At 55.5% G+C, this 16038-nt stretch carries 13 protein-coding genes, 3 tRNA genes and 1 other RNA gene; 5 read left to right on the top strand and 12 right to left on the bottom strand.

What is annotated here, in order from left to right; translation table 11 throughout:
- The first annotated feature begins 72 nt into the window (after nucleotides 1-72).
- Genes A6A26_RS11365 through zitB form a run of 3 tightly spaced genes read left to right on the top strand, consistent with a single transcriptional unit; the run spans nucleotide 73 to nucleotide 4641 of the window.
- Nucleotides 73-654 carry a LuxR C-terminal-related transcriptional regulator gene (locus A6A26_RS11365; RefSeq protein WP_063878810.1) on the top strand — a complete coding sequence of 194 codons (582 nt, stop codon included), beginning with the start codon at nucleotides 73-75 and terminating at the stop codon, nucleotides 652-654.
- Complete coding sequence (locus tag A6A26_RS11360) at nucleotides 636-3707, top strand: ATP-binding protein (protein WP_063878809.1); 3072 nt, start codon at nucleotides 636-638, stop codon at nucleotides 3705-3707. The genes A6A26_RS11365 and A6A26_RS11360 overlap by 19 nt, the downstream gene beginning before the upstream one ends.
- Nucleotides 3685-4641, top strand: coding sequence for a CDF family zinc transporter ZitB (zitB, locus tag A6A26_RS11355; RefSeq protein WP_063878808.1), 957 nt, complete (start codon nucleotides 3685-3687; stop codon nucleotides 4639-4641). Before A6A26_RS11360 ends, zitB begins: the two co-directional genes overlap by 23 nt.
- Here the strand turns inward: zitB and pnuC are convergent.
- The 3 genes from pnuC to A6A26_RS11340 form a co-directional block, all read right to left on the bottom strand.
- Nucleotides 4635-5357 carry a nicotinamide riboside transporter PnuC gene (gene pnuC / locus A6A26_RS11350; RefSeq protein WP_063878807.1) on the bottom strand — a complete coding sequence of 241 codons (723 nt, stop codon included), beginning with the start codon at nucleotides 5355-5357 and terminating at the stop codon, nucleotides 4635-4637. The genes zitB and pnuC overlap by 7 nt on opposite strands.
- A 25-nt stretch (nucleotides 5358-5382) precedes the next feature.
- Nucleotides 5383-6444: a quinolinate synthase NadA gene (nadA, locus tag A6A26_RS11345; protein ID WP_063878806.1), complete on the bottom strand. Its 1062-nt coding sequence runs from the start codon at nucleotides 6442-6444 to the stop codon at nucleotides 5383-5385.
- Between the two features lie 133 nt (nucleotides 6445-6577).
- Nucleotides 6578-7084, bottom strand: coding sequence for a methylated-DNA--[protein]-cysteine S-methyltransferase (locus A6A26_RS11340; RefSeq protein WP_063878805.1), 507 nt, complete (start codon nucleotides 7082-7084; stop codon nucleotides 6578-6580).
- A 158-nt stretch (nucleotides 7085-7242) separates the two neighbouring features.
- Here A6A26_RS11340 and A6A26_RS11335 point away from each other — a divergent pair, with 158 nt between their 5' ends.
- Nucleotides 7243-8685: an AlkA N-terminal domain-containing protein gene (locus A6A26_RS11335; RefSeq protein WP_063878804.1), complete on the top strand. Its 1443-nt coding sequence runs from the start codon at nucleotides 7243-7245 to the stop codon at nucleotides 8683-8685.
- A gap of 127 nt (nucleotides 8686-8812) precedes the next feature.
- Complete coding sequence (locus A6A26_RS11330; RefSeq protein WP_063878803.1) at nucleotides 8813-10648, top strand: methyl-accepting chemotaxis protein; 1836 nt, start codon at nucleotides 8813-8815, stop codon at nucleotides 10646-10648.
- Nucleotides 10649-10824: 176 nt separating this feature from the next.
- Here A6A26_RS11330 and A6A26_RS11325 read toward each other — a convergent pair.
- The 9 genes from A6A26_RS11325 to tolR form a co-directional block, all read right to left on the bottom strand.
- Nucleotides 10825-10957, bottom strand: a non-coding RNA gene (locus A6A26_RS11325) — RtT sRNA.
- 43 nt (nucleotides 10958-11000) lie between these two features.
- Nucleotides 11001-11076: transfer RNA gene (locus tag A6A26_RS11320), tRNA-Lys, on the bottom strand.
- Nucleotides 11077-11130: 54 nt separating this feature from the next.
- A tRNA-Lys gene (locus tag A6A26_RS11315) sits at nucleotides 11131-11206 on the bottom strand.
- Nucleotides 11207-11266: 60 nt separating this feature from the next.
- Nucleotides 11267-11342, bottom strand: a tRNA-Lys gene (locus A6A26_RS11310).
- 166 nt (nucleotides 11343-11508) lie between these two features.
- Nucleotides 11509-12312 (bottom strand): cell division protein CpoB, encoded by an 804-nt coding sequence (gene cpoB, locus A6A26_RS11305; RefSeq protein ID WP_063878802.1) that lies wholly within the window; start codon nucleotides 12310-12312, stop codon nucleotides 11509-11511.
- Between the two features lie 9 nt (nucleotides 12313-12321).
- Nucleotides 12322-12846, bottom strand: a complete 525-nt coding sequence (pal, locus tag A6A26_RS11300) for a peptidoglycan-associated lipoprotein Pal (protein ID WP_063878801.1) — start codon at nucleotides 12844-12846, stop codon at nucleotides 12322-12324.
- Nucleotides 12847-12898: 52 nt separating this feature from the next.
- On the bottom strand, nucleotides 12899-14194 hold the full coding sequence (gene tolB, locus A6A26_RS11295; RefSeq protein WP_063878800.1) for a Tol-Pal system beta propeller repeat protein TolB: 1296 nt from the start codon (nucleotides 14192-14194) through the stop codon (nucleotides 12899-12901).
- A 115-nt stretch (nucleotides 14195-14309) separates the two neighbouring features.
- Nucleotides 14310-15581 (bottom strand): cell envelope integrity protein TolA, encoded by a 1272-nt coding sequence (gene tolA, locus A6A26_RS11290; protein WP_063878799.1) that lies wholly within the window; start codon nucleotides 15579-15581, stop codon nucleotides 14310-14312.
- 26 nt (nucleotides 15582-15607) lie between these two features.
- Entirely contained in the window at nucleotides 15608-16036 is a 429-nt protein-coding gene (tolR, locus tag A6A26_RS11285; RefSeq protein WP_063878798.1) for a colicin uptake protein TolR, read from the bottom strand.
- Nucleotides 16037-16038: the final 2 nt, after the last annotated feature.

Below are 16038 nucleotides of genomic sequence, written 5' to 3'. Positions count from 1 at the left end.
CTGGCTCTCCTTTATTTTATCCTGCCGTAACTTCCGCTATGCTGAGCCTGTTAAATTAACAGGGAAATGTTCATGGCCTCACTGCTTCTGATTGACGATCATCCACTGGTTGAAGTAGCACTTGAAGCTGCGTTGGCTAAATCACCGATTCTCATGCAACTTTTTTCCGCCAGCAGCGAACAGTCCGCCCGCCCTTTTCTGCAATTGCCACCCGATATTATCGTGCTGGACATCGGCTTACCCGATGGTGACGGGCTGGAGATCTTGCGCCGCCTGAAAATCCATTTACCCGACTGCCCGGTTCTGATTTATTCAGCCCAGCAAACCCGCCACTACGTCAGGCGAGCCCAGGCGCTGGGTGCCGCTGGCTATGTGGTGAAGAGCCAGCGCATGGAGCAGTTGCTGAGTGCGATTCTGGCGGTGCTCGGTGGACATGCCACCTTCCCCGACTGTCCCGACGAGCCGGAACTGCCGTTAACCAGTAAAGAACGTCAGATACTGGCTTTGCTGGCCAGTGGATTATCCAACCTGCAAATTGCCGAGCGACTGCATATCAGTAACAAAACCGTCAGCACCCATAAAAAGAACATCCTGGAAAAGACCGGTGCCCACTCTGTGGTTGAGTTAGCCGATTTGTGGAAAGCACAGCAGTGATACGCTGGCTGCTGCTCCTGCTGCTCTTTACCTCGCTGGCCTACGGCGACGTGCGCCCGGTCAGCAGCATCAACTTGCCCATGATGATGCCGGTGAAAGGTGCTGAGCTGATGCAGGGCAAAGTGCTGCGAGTCGGTCTGCTGGAGGAGAATAACGCCCCCTGGACGATGCTGGTCGGTAAAGACCTTTATGGCATCGATGCCGATTACCTGGCGGCGCTGCATCAGTTAACTGGTGCGCAGTTCACGCTCCGTTTATATGCCACTCAGGCAGACTTATTGCGCGCGCTGCACGACGGACAGATTGATTTTGCGTTGGGAATGATAGCCCCGCCTTTAGCCATGAATACGCTGGCCAGTGACAGCTGGTTTAGCAGCCCGTTGCGTATTTATCGTAACCAGCAGAACCAGCGTGCCGTGATGTTCAACAGTCATAATGCCCAACTGGCAATCAGCCAACTCACGCTGGCACAACTGCCACCGGCGCTGGCAGCCCGCCATCAGTGGCGCACCTACGGCAGCGATCTTCAGGCGCTCTATACGTTGCTGAATCAGCAGAACGATTATGTGGTGGCAGATGAAACCAGCGCCGGTTTCTTGCTAAGCCAGTTACAGCAGGGGCAAATTTATCAGATTGCCTCCGGTATCGATGCCGGACAGCTCAACCTGCGCGCCGTCGCACGCGATCCGGCGCTTATCGAATGGCTGAATCAAAGCCTGCGCCAGCTTCCCGCTGAGCTGATGAGCACCCTGCAGGCGCGCTGGAGCAGCAACCTTCCCCGCTATCAGGACACGCAGACCCTGATGCTCAGCGCCAGCGAGCGCGAGTGGATGACGAACCACCCAATCGTTGCCTACGCGGCTGAAGCGGATAACTATCCCTGGAGTTACCGGGACAGTAACGGCACTGCCCGCGGCTACGGGATCGACCTGCTTAACGCCATCGCCCAAAGCACAGGATTACGTTTTACCCCGCGCTGGGTCAGTAACCCTCAGCAGGCTGCCAGCCTGCTGGCTCAGCATCAGGTTATGTTGCAGCTGATGCAGCCGCTTAACGGCGAAACCCAAAGCACCAGCCTGCCCGTCTGGCGCGCGCTGTGGGGCATTTATATCCGCCAGCCAGCTGGCTGGTCGCACTGGAGCGATGTGGCGGGCAAGCGCATAGGTATTCTGCAGGATGACCTGGCGCAACGCCTTATCCCTGAGAATATGCAGGTTCAACGTTATGTTGACCGAAACAGCCTGTACGATGCGCTGGCAGCCGGTCAGATTGACGCCTTAGTCGATAATGTGCTTTCCGCGCGCTGGCGGATTGCCAGTCGTAACGATCCGCAGATTCATCTGGCCTTTGCCGCCAGCGATATTGCCTGGCCCATTGCGGTTGGCATCGCATCCGATCAACCCGTACTGCGTTCACTGCTGGATCGCGCGTTGCAGCAGATCCCCGTTGAGACACAAAATCAGATGCGCGATCGCTGGTCAATGCCACCTCAGCCTGGCAGCGTTACCGCCATGCGCGTCCTGCCGGTAGCCGTTCTGGTGGCGGCCGGTGTTGCCATCATTATTTTGCTACTGCTGCTTGCCCGACGTTACTGGCAGCAGCGGCGCGATCGCCAACAGCGTGAGCAGGCCGAACGCGCCAACGCCATGAAAAGCCAGTTTTTAGCCACGGTCAGTCACGAGCTGCGCACGCCCATGCAGGCGATACTGGGCTTGCTGGAGCTGGAAAAACAGCAGCGATCCAGTGAAAATCTGCAGCTTCTGCACCGTAGCGCGCAGTCACTGATGACGCTGCTTAACGATCTTCAAGATCACGCCCGTATTGAAAATAACAGCTTTACCCTGTCGCCGCGTCCGCTGGCGCTGGCCCCCTGGCTGGCGCAGCAGCGCCATTTTTATCATCCGTTGATGCGCCCGGACGGTCCGCGTCTGCAGGTTGAAGCCCTCACGCCACTGCCTGACGCGGTGATGATGGATGCCGATCGCCTGCAGCAGGTGGTGAACAATCTCATTACCAACGCATTTAAATTTACCCGCCAGGGCCTGATTCGTCTGACGCTATCGGCCACGGACATGCTACAGCTAACCGTCAGCGACAACGGCAGCGGAATCCCGCCGGAGGAGCAGCCTAAACTGTTCGATCCCTGGTATCAGGCACCCTCGGGTAAAACCGTATCGGTCCAGGGCAGCGGTTTAGGGTTGTTTATTTGTCGGGAGATGGTGCAACGCATGGGTGGCGATATTTCCCTGCATTCTGTGCCTGGCAAAGGCACGGAGGTGACCATCACCCTGCCGCTGATCCCCTGCGATCGGCTTCCGGATAGCGATCCAACTGCCCTGCCGGGCTTTCCTGGTCTGCGCGTGGCGGTGGTAGACGATCATCCTACGAACCTGATCGTGATGGAGCAGCAGCTTGCCCGCTTCGCGATTCAGGCGGATTGTTTTGAACAGGGTCGCGACCTGCTGCTGGCCGATGCGCAGCGCCCTTACGACCTGCTGTTTATCGATCAGATGATGCCGCGCCCTGATGGCACGCTCCTGTTGCGCCTGTTGCGTCGTCGCCAGCGTCAGCGCGGCGGCGTGCAGTTACGGGTGCTGTGTTCAGCCGATGCCCAGTTACTTAACGTGCAGTTGGGTGAGCATGAACGCGTGCTGATTAAACCGGTGCAGCTACAGGATATCGGCGAGGTGCTGACGGCCTTTCATGACGATCCACTGGCATCACTGGATGACAACCTGTGGCAGCTGGCGCAGCAAAACGAGAAATTTCTTAACCGCCTGGGCAAAACGTTACGTGATACCCTGGAGAAGGACCTGGCACAACTGCACGCCGCACATCAGGCAGGTGACGCTATGCAGTTAGCCGAGTCAGCACACCGTATGAAAGGAAGCTGGCTTTTGATAGGTATTGAAGAAGGGGCAACGCTTTGTCAGCAGCTGTCGGACAAGGCGAAGCAACATCAGGCTCTCTCCGCTGAGTGGCAATTGCTGATATCATTGACCGACAGGTTATTACTCAAACTGGAAACATATGGCACACACGCACTCTCATAGCGGTCATGACACCAACCGTAAGCGCCTGATGGCGGCCTTTGCCGTGACGGCCCTCTTTATGGTGGCAGAAGTCATTGGCGGCTGGATTTCTGGCTCGCTGGCCCTTCTGGCCGACGCCGGTCATATGCTGACCGATGCCGCTGCGCTGCTGATGGCCTTACTGGCAGTCCAGTTCGCTAAACGCAAACCCAGCGATCGTCATACTTTTGGTCTGCTGCGGCTCACCACACTGGCAGCCTTTGTTAACGCCATTGCCCTGATCCTGATCACCCTGCTGATCGTCTGGGAGGCCATTGAGCGCTTTTCCCATCCGCAGCCAATTACCGGCGGCCTGATGCTGGGCATCGCCATTGGCGGTTTACTGGCTAATATTCTCTCGTTTTGGCTGCTGCATCACGGCAGTGAAGAGAAGAACCTGAACGTGAGGGCGGCAGCCTTACATGTGATGGGCGACCTGCTGGGTTCGGTTGGTGCCATCATTGCCGCGGTGATCATTCTGCTCACGAACTGGACGCCCGCTGACCCCATTTTATCGATTCTGGTGTCACTGCTGATACTGCGTAACGCCTGGGCATTGCTGCGGGAAAGTTTTCACGAGCTGCTGGAAGGCGCACCTGATTCACTGGACGTGAATCAGCTCAGACGCGATCTGAAGCGTCAAATCGCCGAAGTGCGCGATGTTCATCATGTGCACGTCTGGCAGGTAGGCGAGAAGCCGGTATTAACGCTGCACGTGCAGGTTATCCCGCCACGGGATCATGACGGCCTGCTGCGCCGCATTCACACTTACCTGCACGACCATTACCAGATTGAACATGCGACGGTACAGATGGAGTTTCAGCCCTGTGTCGGACCGGATTGCGCACTGAACACGCCGGTAATTGAGGGTGCTCACCACCATCACGAGCACGGTGAGCACGCGCATCATCACTGAGCAGACAGCGCACGAGAACCCTGTTTTCGTGCGCTGATTATCCACATCCTTGAGCCGTTCAGCGCAATCAACGTCAAAATGGCATATTCCAGCGCCATGGCGTAAACCCCCTGGCGGGCAAAAATCATCACGCTAATCACGTTGATAATCACCCACAGCAGCCAGTTCTCCACGTACTTCCGCGTCATCAGCACCATGGCCACAATCGACAGCACCATCAGGCAGGAATCCCAGAACGGAAACGCATCCGGCTGCAGTGTCGGCATGGCCACGGCAAAGCCCGCCGCGTTCATAATGGCGACCGTAATTCGGGTAAGAAATGCAAATACCGGGTCGATATACACCGTCATTAAGGCCACCGCGATGACGCAGCCAACAGCCCAGCCGATGGCTTTTGTCCGCGGCAGCCAGCGTATGGTTAACGCCGCCTGATTGTCAGATGTTTGTCGACTCCAGGCGTACCAGCCATAGACATTGGCCGCGAAGAAAAATAGCTGTAGCAGCAGGCTGGCGTAGAGTTGGATCTGAAAAAAGATCACCGCAAACAGCGTGACGTTGATCAGACCAAAGGCGTAGTTAACGATCTTTTCCAGGCTGGCCAGCCAGATGCACAGCAGGCCAGCGAGCGTTCCGACGGCTTCGATCCATGACAGATCGTACCCCGTGGCGCCAAGAGGGATGTGAACCAAAATATTCTGCGTGCTAAAAAAATCCATATGAGGCACCTGTTAACGACGCGCGTTACGCGTTTCCTTTCACGTTATGTTTAAGGTCTGCTGCAAAGGATAGCATACGGTTAAGCGGCACCAGCGCGGCTTCCCGCAGGGCCGCCTCCACCTGAATCTCATGAGCCTGACCACCCGACTCCAGCGCATCGGCGATGGCTTTCAGGCCGTTCATCGCCATCCAGGGGCAGTGCGCACAGCTGCGGCAGGTGGCGCCCTCACCGGCTGTTGGCGCTTCCAGCAATATTTTGTCGGGCACCGCCTGCTGCATCTTATAAAAAATGCCGCGATCGGTGGCGACGATCATCTGGGGATGGGGCAAGGTTTTGGCGGCCTGAATCAGCTGGCTGGTTGAGCCAACCGCATCGGCCAGATCCACGATGGCCTGGGGTGACTCGGGATGAACCAATACCGCCGCATCGGGATACAGCGCTTTCATCCGCTGGAGTGCCTGGGTTTTGAACTCGTCATGGACAATACAGGCACCCTGCCAGCATAAAACATCGGCGCCGCTTTTCTGGGTGACGTAGCGCCCCAGATGCCGATCGGGTGCCCAAATAATTTTTTCCCCCAGGCTATCCAGATGTTCTATCAATTCCACGGCAATGCTGGAGGTGACCACCCAGTCGGCGCGCGCTTTTACCGCCGCCGAGGTATTGGCATACACCACCACCGTACGATCGGGATGGGCATCACAAAAAGCGTTAAATTCGTCAATCGGGCAGCCCAGATCAAGCGAGCACTCGGCTTCCAGCGTGGGCATCAGTACCGTTTTTTCCGGGCTGAGGATTTTGGCCGTTTCCCCCATAAACCGCACCCCGGCCACCAGCAGCGTACTGGCGGTGTGATGGCTGCCAAAACGCGCCATTTCGAGCGAGTCAGAGACACAGCCGCCGGTTTCTTCTGCCAGGGCCTGAATCTCCGGATCGGTGTAGTAATGCGCTACCATCACGGCATTGCGGGCTTTCAGCAACGCTTTGATTTTTTCCCGATAAAAGGTTTTTTGCTCGTCGTTCAGCCGGGCAGGCTTGGGCGGAAAAGGATAAACCGCGTTTTCAGGATCGAAGATTGTACTCATGACACCGCTCTCGTTCTGTAAAATTAACGAAAATCGCCGGTTATGGCTTAACAGGACGTAAATACTGCCATCGTGTTTTATATGCTAAACACGATAGCGGAAAAGCGGCGGAGTGTCGTGTTTTATTTCGCGGTCATGTTGAAGAGAGCCCCACCAGGCCCGGCTGTGGTGCTTCCAGCTGGAGTAAAAACGCTTTGACCGCCAGCCCGCCTGCAAAGCCGGTCAGTTTGCCGTTGGTCCCAATGACACGATGACAGGGCGCGACAATCGACAACGGGTTTTGACCGTTAGCTGCCCCCACCGCGCGCACCGCGGCAGGATGACCAATCTGCTCGGCAATTTGCCGATAGCTGCGCGTTTCACCAAAAGGAATGTTCAGTAATGCCTGCCACACTTTTATCTGGAATGCCGTGCCGGCGAAATCCAGTGGCAACGTAAAGCGCTGGCGCGTCCCCGCAAAATATTCGCGCAACTGGGTTTCCGTTTCCTGAAGCACCGGATGGTTATCGTCCCGCTCTACGGGCGATAAGCGAGGATGCCTGCGTACTTCGTCTTGCCACAAAATAGCCGCCAGGCCACGATCGCTGGCAATCAGCGTCAGCTCTCCCACCGGGGTTGTTACAGGTTTGCAGTAATACATGCGGTTCCTCCCATCACAATTCTGTCTGGCATTATCGCATTTTTTTAGCGCTAAACTGGCTGTTTTCGGTCATTACAATAAACTGATGTGCTGTCCGAAAACAGCCAGTCAACCCTTTCTGCCAGCGCTACGCTGTCGCTATTTGCCGGAGAGAAACCATGTTTGATCCAGATACGGCTTACCAGGCGCTAACGTCGCGGGATACGCGTTTTGACGGCGTATTTTTTGTTGGCGTAACCTCAACCGGCATTTACTGTCGCCCGATATGTCCGGTTAAGCCGCCGATGAAAAAAAACTGTCTGTTCTTCAGCAGCGCGGAAGCCGCGGAGAAAGCCCGTTTTCGCCCCTGCCTGCGCTGTCGTCCTGAGCTGGCACCGGGCAATGCGCCCGTAGACAATGCGCACAGAGTGGCCGATCGCCTGGTGCAGCGCATCGAAGAAGGTTTGCTGGAAGAGCATACAGGGCTGGACGATATCGCCACCGAGTTTGGCATCAGCGCACGTCAACTGCGCCGGATTGTGCACCAGGAGCTGGGCGTTACCCCGCTGGAGCTTAAACAGACACGTCGCATGTTACTGGCTAAACAGCTGCTGACCGAAACCACCCTGTCGGTGACCGATATTGCCTATGCCAGCGGTTTTGGCAGTTTGCGGCGCTTTAATGACGTGTTCCAGGCCCGCTATCGTATGACGCCGGGTGCTTTACGTAAAACGGCTGCGCAGTCCGTTCAGCAGCCTGGCAATACCATGCAGTTACAGCTCAGCTATCGTCCGCCTTACGACTGGCAGGCGATGCTGGATTTTTTGCAGTTACGGTTGATGAAAGAGATCGAGAGCGTTGAGGGGCAAACCTATCGCCGGACGGTCGTGCTGGGTCAATATCGTGGCTGGGTCAGCGTGTCGAACCTTCCGGCTAAGCAGGCGCTCAAGGTCGAGTTCACCCCGTCTCTGACGCCTGTACTTCCAGCACTATTGCGCCGCCTGCGCGATCTTTTTGACCTGAACGCCCAGCCACAACGCATTGCTGCCCACCTGCAGCAGGACCCGCTGCTGGCACAAAGCCTTCATGACTTTCCCGGCCTGCGCGTGCCCGGTGCGTTCGACAGCGTTGAAATGGGCGTCCGCGCCATTCTGGGCCAGCAGGTCACCGTTAAAGCAGCGACAACCCTCAGCAGCCGGTTTGCCCAGGCGTTTGGTGAGCCTTGCTCGACGCCTTTCGCGGACCTGTCTCGCTACTCTGCCCAACCGCAGCGCATTGCGCAGGCGACGGTCGATGAGATTGCCAGCCTTGGCATTGTCAGCGCACGCGCCAGAGCGATTCTGGCCTTCGCTGACGCCTGTGTGGCGGGCAGCTTACGGTTTAACGCCACGCTCACGCCTGATGACATCATGGCGCGTCTGGTGGCACTTCCGGGCATTGGTCCCTGGACGGCCCATTATATCGCCATGCGCGCTCTGCGCTGGCCGGATGCTTTTCCAAAAGAAGATATCGCCATACGGAATAACCTGGGTGGCCTGACGCCCAAGGCCGCAGAAGCGCGTTCACAGCAATGGCGCCCCTGGCGCAGCTATGCTGTGATGCATATCTGGAAAAGCCTGTGATGATCGCGCAGCGATTTTGCGATTACGCATAATCAGAAAAATAACCGCATCCTCACTAAACTCCTGTGCCGTGCAACCGATAACCAATTTGGCTTAACATCGTTGACATGGGCAGGAGGCAGCAGTCATGGCGTTGCGGTTAGAAAATACAAAAATAGCGCATAAACTCAGTTTGGGATTTGGACTCGTTTTATTGTTAGTCGTGGGATCGGGCAGTATTAGCGTATTACGCTTTAAAAACATCCATGACGTTTATGAACAGAGCAACGTGATTTACGACATCAACATCGATGTATTCCAGGCAAAAATAAACCGGCTGAAACTGCTGTATGGGGATGAAAAAGCGGGAAAAGTCATGGCTGATTACATTGCTCATGCCTCTCTGCTCACCCAGGATGCTCAGCAGTACCCGTGGCAGCCGGAACAGCAAACCCAGCTTCAGGATATCGCCAGCCAACTCAGCCACTTTCAGAGCAGTATCACCGCGATGACGCAAGCCATGCAGGCGCTGGCGGCAACGGGAAAACAGCTTGATCAACGCAACATGCAAAGCCAGTCAACACTGTATGAAGCGTTGATTAAGACCCAGGTGACTGATGCCAGCGTGCTGTTCCAGCAACTTCTTGCCATCAGCCAGTTACGCGACCAGCTTCAGTTACTCCGTTACGATCCCGCTAATGCTGCCGCGCTAGACGTGCAGCTTCAACAGCAATCCAACGCGATTCAGTCCAGCATCACGGCCTTGTTACCGCAGTTGCCGCCAGAAGCACAGACGCAGTTGAATGCATTGTGGAGCGCGACTCTCGACGTCAAGCAACTCAGTGAGCGTTATGCAGCGGGCTTTCGTGCCCTCAACGTGGCGGAGAGCGCGGTTAAAGCAGACGGCGATAAAAGCAGTGCCATTATCAAAAATATTCTGCAGCAGATGAAATCGCAAAACAGCAGCCTGACCAACGGCGCTATCAACCTGACACTACTGACGGTGAGCATTGCGGTGCTGCTGGGCATCCTGATCGCCTGGCTGATTAGCCGCCAGATTACACATCCGGTGAGAAGAAACCTGATGCTGGCAGAGCGCATCGCCAGCGGTGATTTAAGTGCCACTATCACGCCTGGCGGCCGTGATGAGCTGGGCAAACTGGCGGGGGCAATGGGGGCAATGAATCACCGTCTGCGGACGATTATTCAGGAAGTGCGCGACAGCGTCTTCACCGTCTCCCAGGCGGCGAGCAGTATCAACAGCGACAATCACAACCTTTCTTCACGGACTGAGCAACAGGCCGCGGCCGTAGTGCAGACCGCGGCCAGTATGGAGCAGCTGACTGTTACCGTTAAGCACAACGCCGACAACGCCCGCCATGCCAGTCAGATAGCGGCTGAAGCCTCTCTGCAGGCTGAACAAGGCGGTGCCGCGGTCAGCGAAGTCGTGCAAACCATGGGCGACATCTCGGCCAGTTCAAAGAAAATTGCCGAAATCACCGCCGTCATTAACAGCATCGCGTTTCAGACCAACATCCTGGCGCTCAATGCGGCAGTTGAAGCGGCGCGTGCCGGTGAACAGGGACGCGGATTTGCGGTGGTGGCCAGTGAGGTACGCAATCTTTCGCAGCGAAGCGCTCAGGCAGCGAAAGACATTGAACGCCTGATCAGTGAGTCAGTCGGTCAGATTACCGAGGGCAACAATCGTGTGGCGCGTGCGGGTGAAAGAATGGGACAGGTGGTGAATGCCATTTCCCGCGTCAATCACATTGTCGGTGAGATCTCTTCTGCTTCTGACGAGCAAAGCCGCGGTATTGAGCAGATTGCCCGTGCAGTATCGGAGCTGGACAGTACCACGCAGCAAAATGCCACGCTGGTCTCCGCGTCTGCCCTGTCCGCTACGGCGTTGGAAGATCAGGCACTGCGGCTTGAAACGCTGTTAAAACAGTTCAATCTGGAGCCGGGTCAAGCGATACAGCGCTAAGCGACTCGCAGTAACACCACGACTACAGGCGCCCGTTGGGCGCTTTTTTTATGGCATTAACGGTGAGGTCGCCCACTGGTTAAGGCTGACGCATCAGCCTGAATCGCTTTGCGATTCAGTCGACCCTGCACGTTTTACGCATAGCAAAAAGGCGCCTTTAGGGCGCCTTTCAACATTGGTGGGTCGTGCAGGATTGCCTCGGCCCGTCCGGGCCTCGCCCTTCGGGTGATGCTGGCGCATCAGCCTGAATCGCTGCGCGATTCAGTCGACCCTGCAGCAGGTTCTCATCCTGCACGTTTGACTGCGCAGCCTACAAACGAAAAGAGCGCCCAGTGGGCGCTCTTTTCTGTATTGGTGGGTCGTGCAGGATTCGAACCTGCGACCAATTGATTAAAAGTCAACTGCTCTACCAACTGAGCTAACGACCCGCTCGGGGCTTACAACCGCTCAAACACATTCACCAATGATGCCTGAGATTAAGATGGTGGGTCGTGCAGGATTCGAACCTGCGACCAATTGATTAAAAGTCAACTGCTCTACCAACTGAGCTAACGACCCATCTTAATGGTTGTGAAGCAATACTGAAGGTTCTCTTGGGGAACAACGTCCTGCGGGAGATGGTGGGTCGTGCAGGATTCGAACCTGCGACCAATTGATTAAAAGTCAACTGCTCTACCAACTGAGCTAACGACCCATCTTCAGGCTTGCCAGACACATCTGCAATGTGTCCCGGCAACGGCGGCATATATTACTGATTTACCGAGGTAGCGCAACCCTTATTTTCTGTTAAGGGGTTCAATTGCCTACCTTTCATGCGGCAAGACCAGAAATCACACGATATCCGGTCAAACCTGCACAAATTACATACCAGACAAACGTTTTTGCGCCTGCTTAGCAGATTCGGTATCAGGGTAAAGTTTGATCACCTGTTGATAAACGGCTTTGGCTTTCGCCGTGTCGTTTTTCTCCTGCATGATCACGCCAACCTTTAACAACGCTTCAGCAGCCTTGGGGGATTTTGGATACTGCTTCACCACCGTGGCGTAATAATACGCCGCGTCGTCTTTCTTGCCTTTGTTATAAAACAGTTGTCCCAGCCAGTAATTGGCATTCGGCTGATACGTCGAATCCGGGTAGCGCTTCACCCACGCCTGTAGCGCAGTGATCGCCTGGTCGTACTGTTTTTTCTCCAGAATAAGCGCGACAGCAGCATTGTAATCGCTGTTGGCATCGCCGCTCTGGACCGGCGCACTACCACCGGCTGCCGCTGCACCAGACTCCGTGCCAGAGGCTGCAGCACCTGCACCGGCGTTATCGCTGGCACCGGCGGCTGGCTGACTGGCATTGCTGTTGTTGCTGCTCAGACTGTCGATCTGCTGATAGATCTGCTTCTGGCGCTCAACAACCTGGTTCAGCTGATAGGTATTTTGCTGGATTTCCCCACGTAATGAGTCGATATCCCGCTGGTTATCGCTCATCTGCTGCTGCAGTTGCTGCATCAGCTGTGCCTGGGCATTTGAGATTCTTTCAAGACTGGTGACACGGTCTTCGACCGAGCCGGAGCCAACGCTACTGATTGACGCTTGGGCATTAGCGGCCCAGGGGGCCGCTACGCCAATCAGTAACGACAGACTCAACAGGTGATGTCTGAAGTTACTAACCATGTGATTCTCTTAGTATACCAGTACGGCACGACGGTTTTTAGCGTAAGCCGCTTCGTCGTGGCCCAGAACAGCCGGTTTCTCTTTACCGTAAGAAACGATAGACATCTGATCGGCTGACACGCCTTTACCTTGCAGGTACATCTTAACAGCGTTAGCACGACGTTCGCCCAGGGCGATGTTGTACTCTGGCGTACCGCGCTCATCCGCATGACCTTCGATAGTCACTTTGTATGATGGGTTGCTACGCAGGAAGTTAGCGTGCTGATCCAGCATCTGAGCGTAGTCAGACTGCACATCAAATTTGTCCAGGCCGAAGTAAACGATGTTGTTCTGTTGCAGCTGTTGCATCTGCAGACGCGCCTGCTCATCAGAAGACATGTTACCGTTGCCGTTCATGCCTGAGTTCGCACCGTAAGCGCCATCAGCACCTGCGCCAGACTGGTCGTTGTTGTTATTTTTGTGTGAGCTACACGCCGCAACTGCCATGATTGGCAGAGCCAGCATTAAACCCTTCAGTACTTTGTTCAGTTGCATTTGAAAATTCCCATTATTGTTTATTTTTTTGTAATGTCAGAAAGCTCAAACATTACAGGTACGGCGACCAGGCAGGAAATTTGACCTGTCCATCAGTTGCCGGAAGACGCGCTTTGAAACGACCGTCAGTGGAAACCAACTGCAACACAGAACCCATACCCTGAGTAGAGCTGTAGATTACCATGGTGCCATTGGGTGCCATGCTCGGCGTTTCATCCAGGAACGTGTCCGTTAACGTTTGAACGGCTCCCGTTACCAGATCCTGTTTGGCGACGTGTTGAGCACCGCCACTGGTGCTAATCATCACCATTGATTTACCATCGCTGGCCACATCAGCATCCTGGTTTTGAGCACCTTCCCAGGTAATACGCTGTGGTGAACCACCATTGATACCAATCTTATAAATTTGTGGTGCGCCAGCCTGATCAGAGGTGTAAGCCAGGGTCTGGCTATCCGGGAACCAGGTCGGTTCAGTACTGTTGTAGCGACCGTCGGTGATCTGGCGAATCTGACCCGAGCCCAGATCCATCACGTACAGGTTGAGGCTGCCGGTTTTCGATAACGCAAACGCCAGCTTAGTGCCGTCAGGCGAGAACGCCGGTGCACCGTTGTGACGTGGGAATGAGGCAACCTGACGTACCGCGCCGTTAGCGAGCGTCTGGATAACCAGCGCTGACTTACCGCTTTCAAAGGTCACATAGGCCACTTTGCTGCCGTCTGGCGACCAGGCTGGAGACATCAACGGCTGCGGTGAGCGATGCACGACAAACTGGTTATAGCCGTCGTAGTCGGCAACGCGCAGTTCGTAAGGGAACTGACCACCGTTGGTCTGCACGACATAGGCGATACGAGTACGGAACGCACCTTTAATGCCCGTCAGCTTCTGGAACGCTTCATCACTGACGGTATGCGCCGCATAGCGTAGCCACTGTTTAGTGATTTTATAGGAGTTTTGCGCCAGTACGGTGCCCGGTGCACCTGCAGTATCGACCAGTTGATAAGAAACCTGATAGCTGCCGTCGGCGTTTTGCTGAACCTGTCCTACCACGACAGCATCAATACCCAGCGCGCTCCATGCAGCAGGCTGCACTTCCTGGGGGCTGGTCGGCTGCTGTGGCAGACGAGAGCGGTCGAGCGGATTGAATTTACCGCTGTTACGCAGGTCAGCCGCGACGATGCCACCGATATCTTCCGGTGCCGCGCCTGAGCCAACCCACTTGAACGGAACCACACCGATTGGACGCGCGCTGTTTACGCCCTGGGTGATTTCAATGCGAACCTCTGCATGCAGCATCGCTGCCCACAACAGGATAAAAAAGCCTAACGTTACGCGAAGAGCTTGCTTCATTTTATCTCCCTTATCTGAACCTGAGTCCGCGATAATTGGCACTGTTCCTGAAAACCACGAGTACAACTAGAGTACGGCAAGCTAACCATAGATCAACCTGCCGCAGGTTACTGCATTATTGCGGTCTGAAACGCATCGGTGCGTTTTTAAACACTTCGTACACCGCTTGTGAAGGCGGTTTCGGAATACGTGCCTGCTTCGCCGCTGCGATTGCGGCCTGGCAGAGAGCCGGATCGCCCCCTTCTGATTTCACATCAATCAGCATACCGTCAGGCGCTAGTTTAATACGTAAGTCACAGCTTTTACCGCTATAAAGATCCGCATCGTAAAAACGGCTCTGAATAGCACTGGTAATCTGCCCAAGATAGGCATTTACCTCGGCCCCAGAGGCACCCGCTTTTTTCTGGTTGCCCTGTCCGGCTGCTCCACCGGACGCCCCGCTTTTCGGCGCATTCTTACCGGACGCTAAGCCGCCCAGCAGATCATCAACGTCGCTGTCATTGGCTGCATCCGCTGCGGCTTTGGCCTTGGCCTCCGCTTTGGCTTTCGCGTCGGCTTTCGCTTTCGCGGCAGCCTCAGCTTTGGCTTTTGCTGCGGCTTCCGCTTTTTCTTTCGCTGCTTTTTCTTTGGCTTCCTGAGCTGCCGCGGCTTTGGCTTCCGCGGCAGCTTTGGCTTCTGCGGCCTTAGCTTCTTTGGCCGCTTCCGCTTTAGCCTGCTTCGCCGCTTCGGCCTTGGCTTGTTTAGCGGCCTCGGCTGCCTCGGCTTTGGCCTGCTGTTCAGCCTGCTTCTTCGCTTCTGCCGCCGCGGCTTTCGCCTGTTGCTCGGCCTGCTTCTTCGCCTCTGCTGCGGCCTGCTTAGCGTCTTCCTGAGCCTTTATTTTCGCGTCAGCGGCCGCTTTGGCCTGCGCATCGGCTTCCGCTTTAGCATCCGCTTTGGCTTTCGCTGCAGCCGCTTCTGCGGCTTTCTGCTGTGACTCGGCCTGTTTCGCGGCGGCTTCCGCCGCCTTCTGCTGTTCAGCCTGGGCTTTCGCCTGCTGTTTCGCGTCTTCCTGTGCCTGTAAGCGCTCTTTTTCCAGCTCTTTCAGCCGCTGCTGTTCAGCCGCCTGTTTCTGCTGTAGCTCTTCGGCCTGCTGCTGTGACTGTTTCTGGCGCTGCTGTTCGGCGCGCTGACTGTCACTTTGCTGATTCTGCTGACGATTATATTGATCAACCACCGCACCGGGATCGACCATCACCGCCTCGATATCGCTACCGCCGCCACCGCCGCTGGCTTCAATATGCTCATTAAACGAGCTCCATATCAGCAGGGCAATCAGCACGATATGCAGAATCACCGAAATGATTATCGCGCGCTTTAACTTTTCGTTTTGCTCGGTTGCCTTCGACACACTCGGTTCCCAAAAACGGTTCGACTTTAAATCGGCTGCGTCATCAAACCGACAGATTTAACCCCAGCCTGATGCAACAGGTTCAGCGCCTTAATGATTTCATCATAAGGCACCTCTTTCGCACCGCCGATCAGGAAGACGGTTTTCGGATTCGCTTCCAGACGACGTTGCGCTTCACTAATCACCTGTTCCGGTGGTAGCTGCGATAAACGAACGTGATCCACCACCATGCTGTATTGGCCGACACCCGACACTTCTACAATCACGGGAGGATTATCATCGCTGGAAACCGTTTTAGAATCCGTCGCATCCGGCAAATCCACTTCCACGCTTTGGGTTATGATTGGGGCTGTCGCCATAAAGATCAGCAACAACACCAGCAGAACGTCCAGCAGCGGAACAATGTTGATTTCCGACTTTAGCTCGCGGCGACCGCGACCACGCACTCGGGCCATCA

Origin of the sequence: Pantoea sp. OXWO6B1, from assembly GCF_001641135.1 — a bacterium.
In the GTDB taxonomy this organism is placed as follows: domain Bacteria; phylum Pseudomonadota; class Gammaproteobacteria; order Enterobacterales; family Enterobacteriaceae; genus Pantoea; species Pantoea allii.
This window is presented reverse-complemented; position numbering and strand designations above follow the sequence as displayed.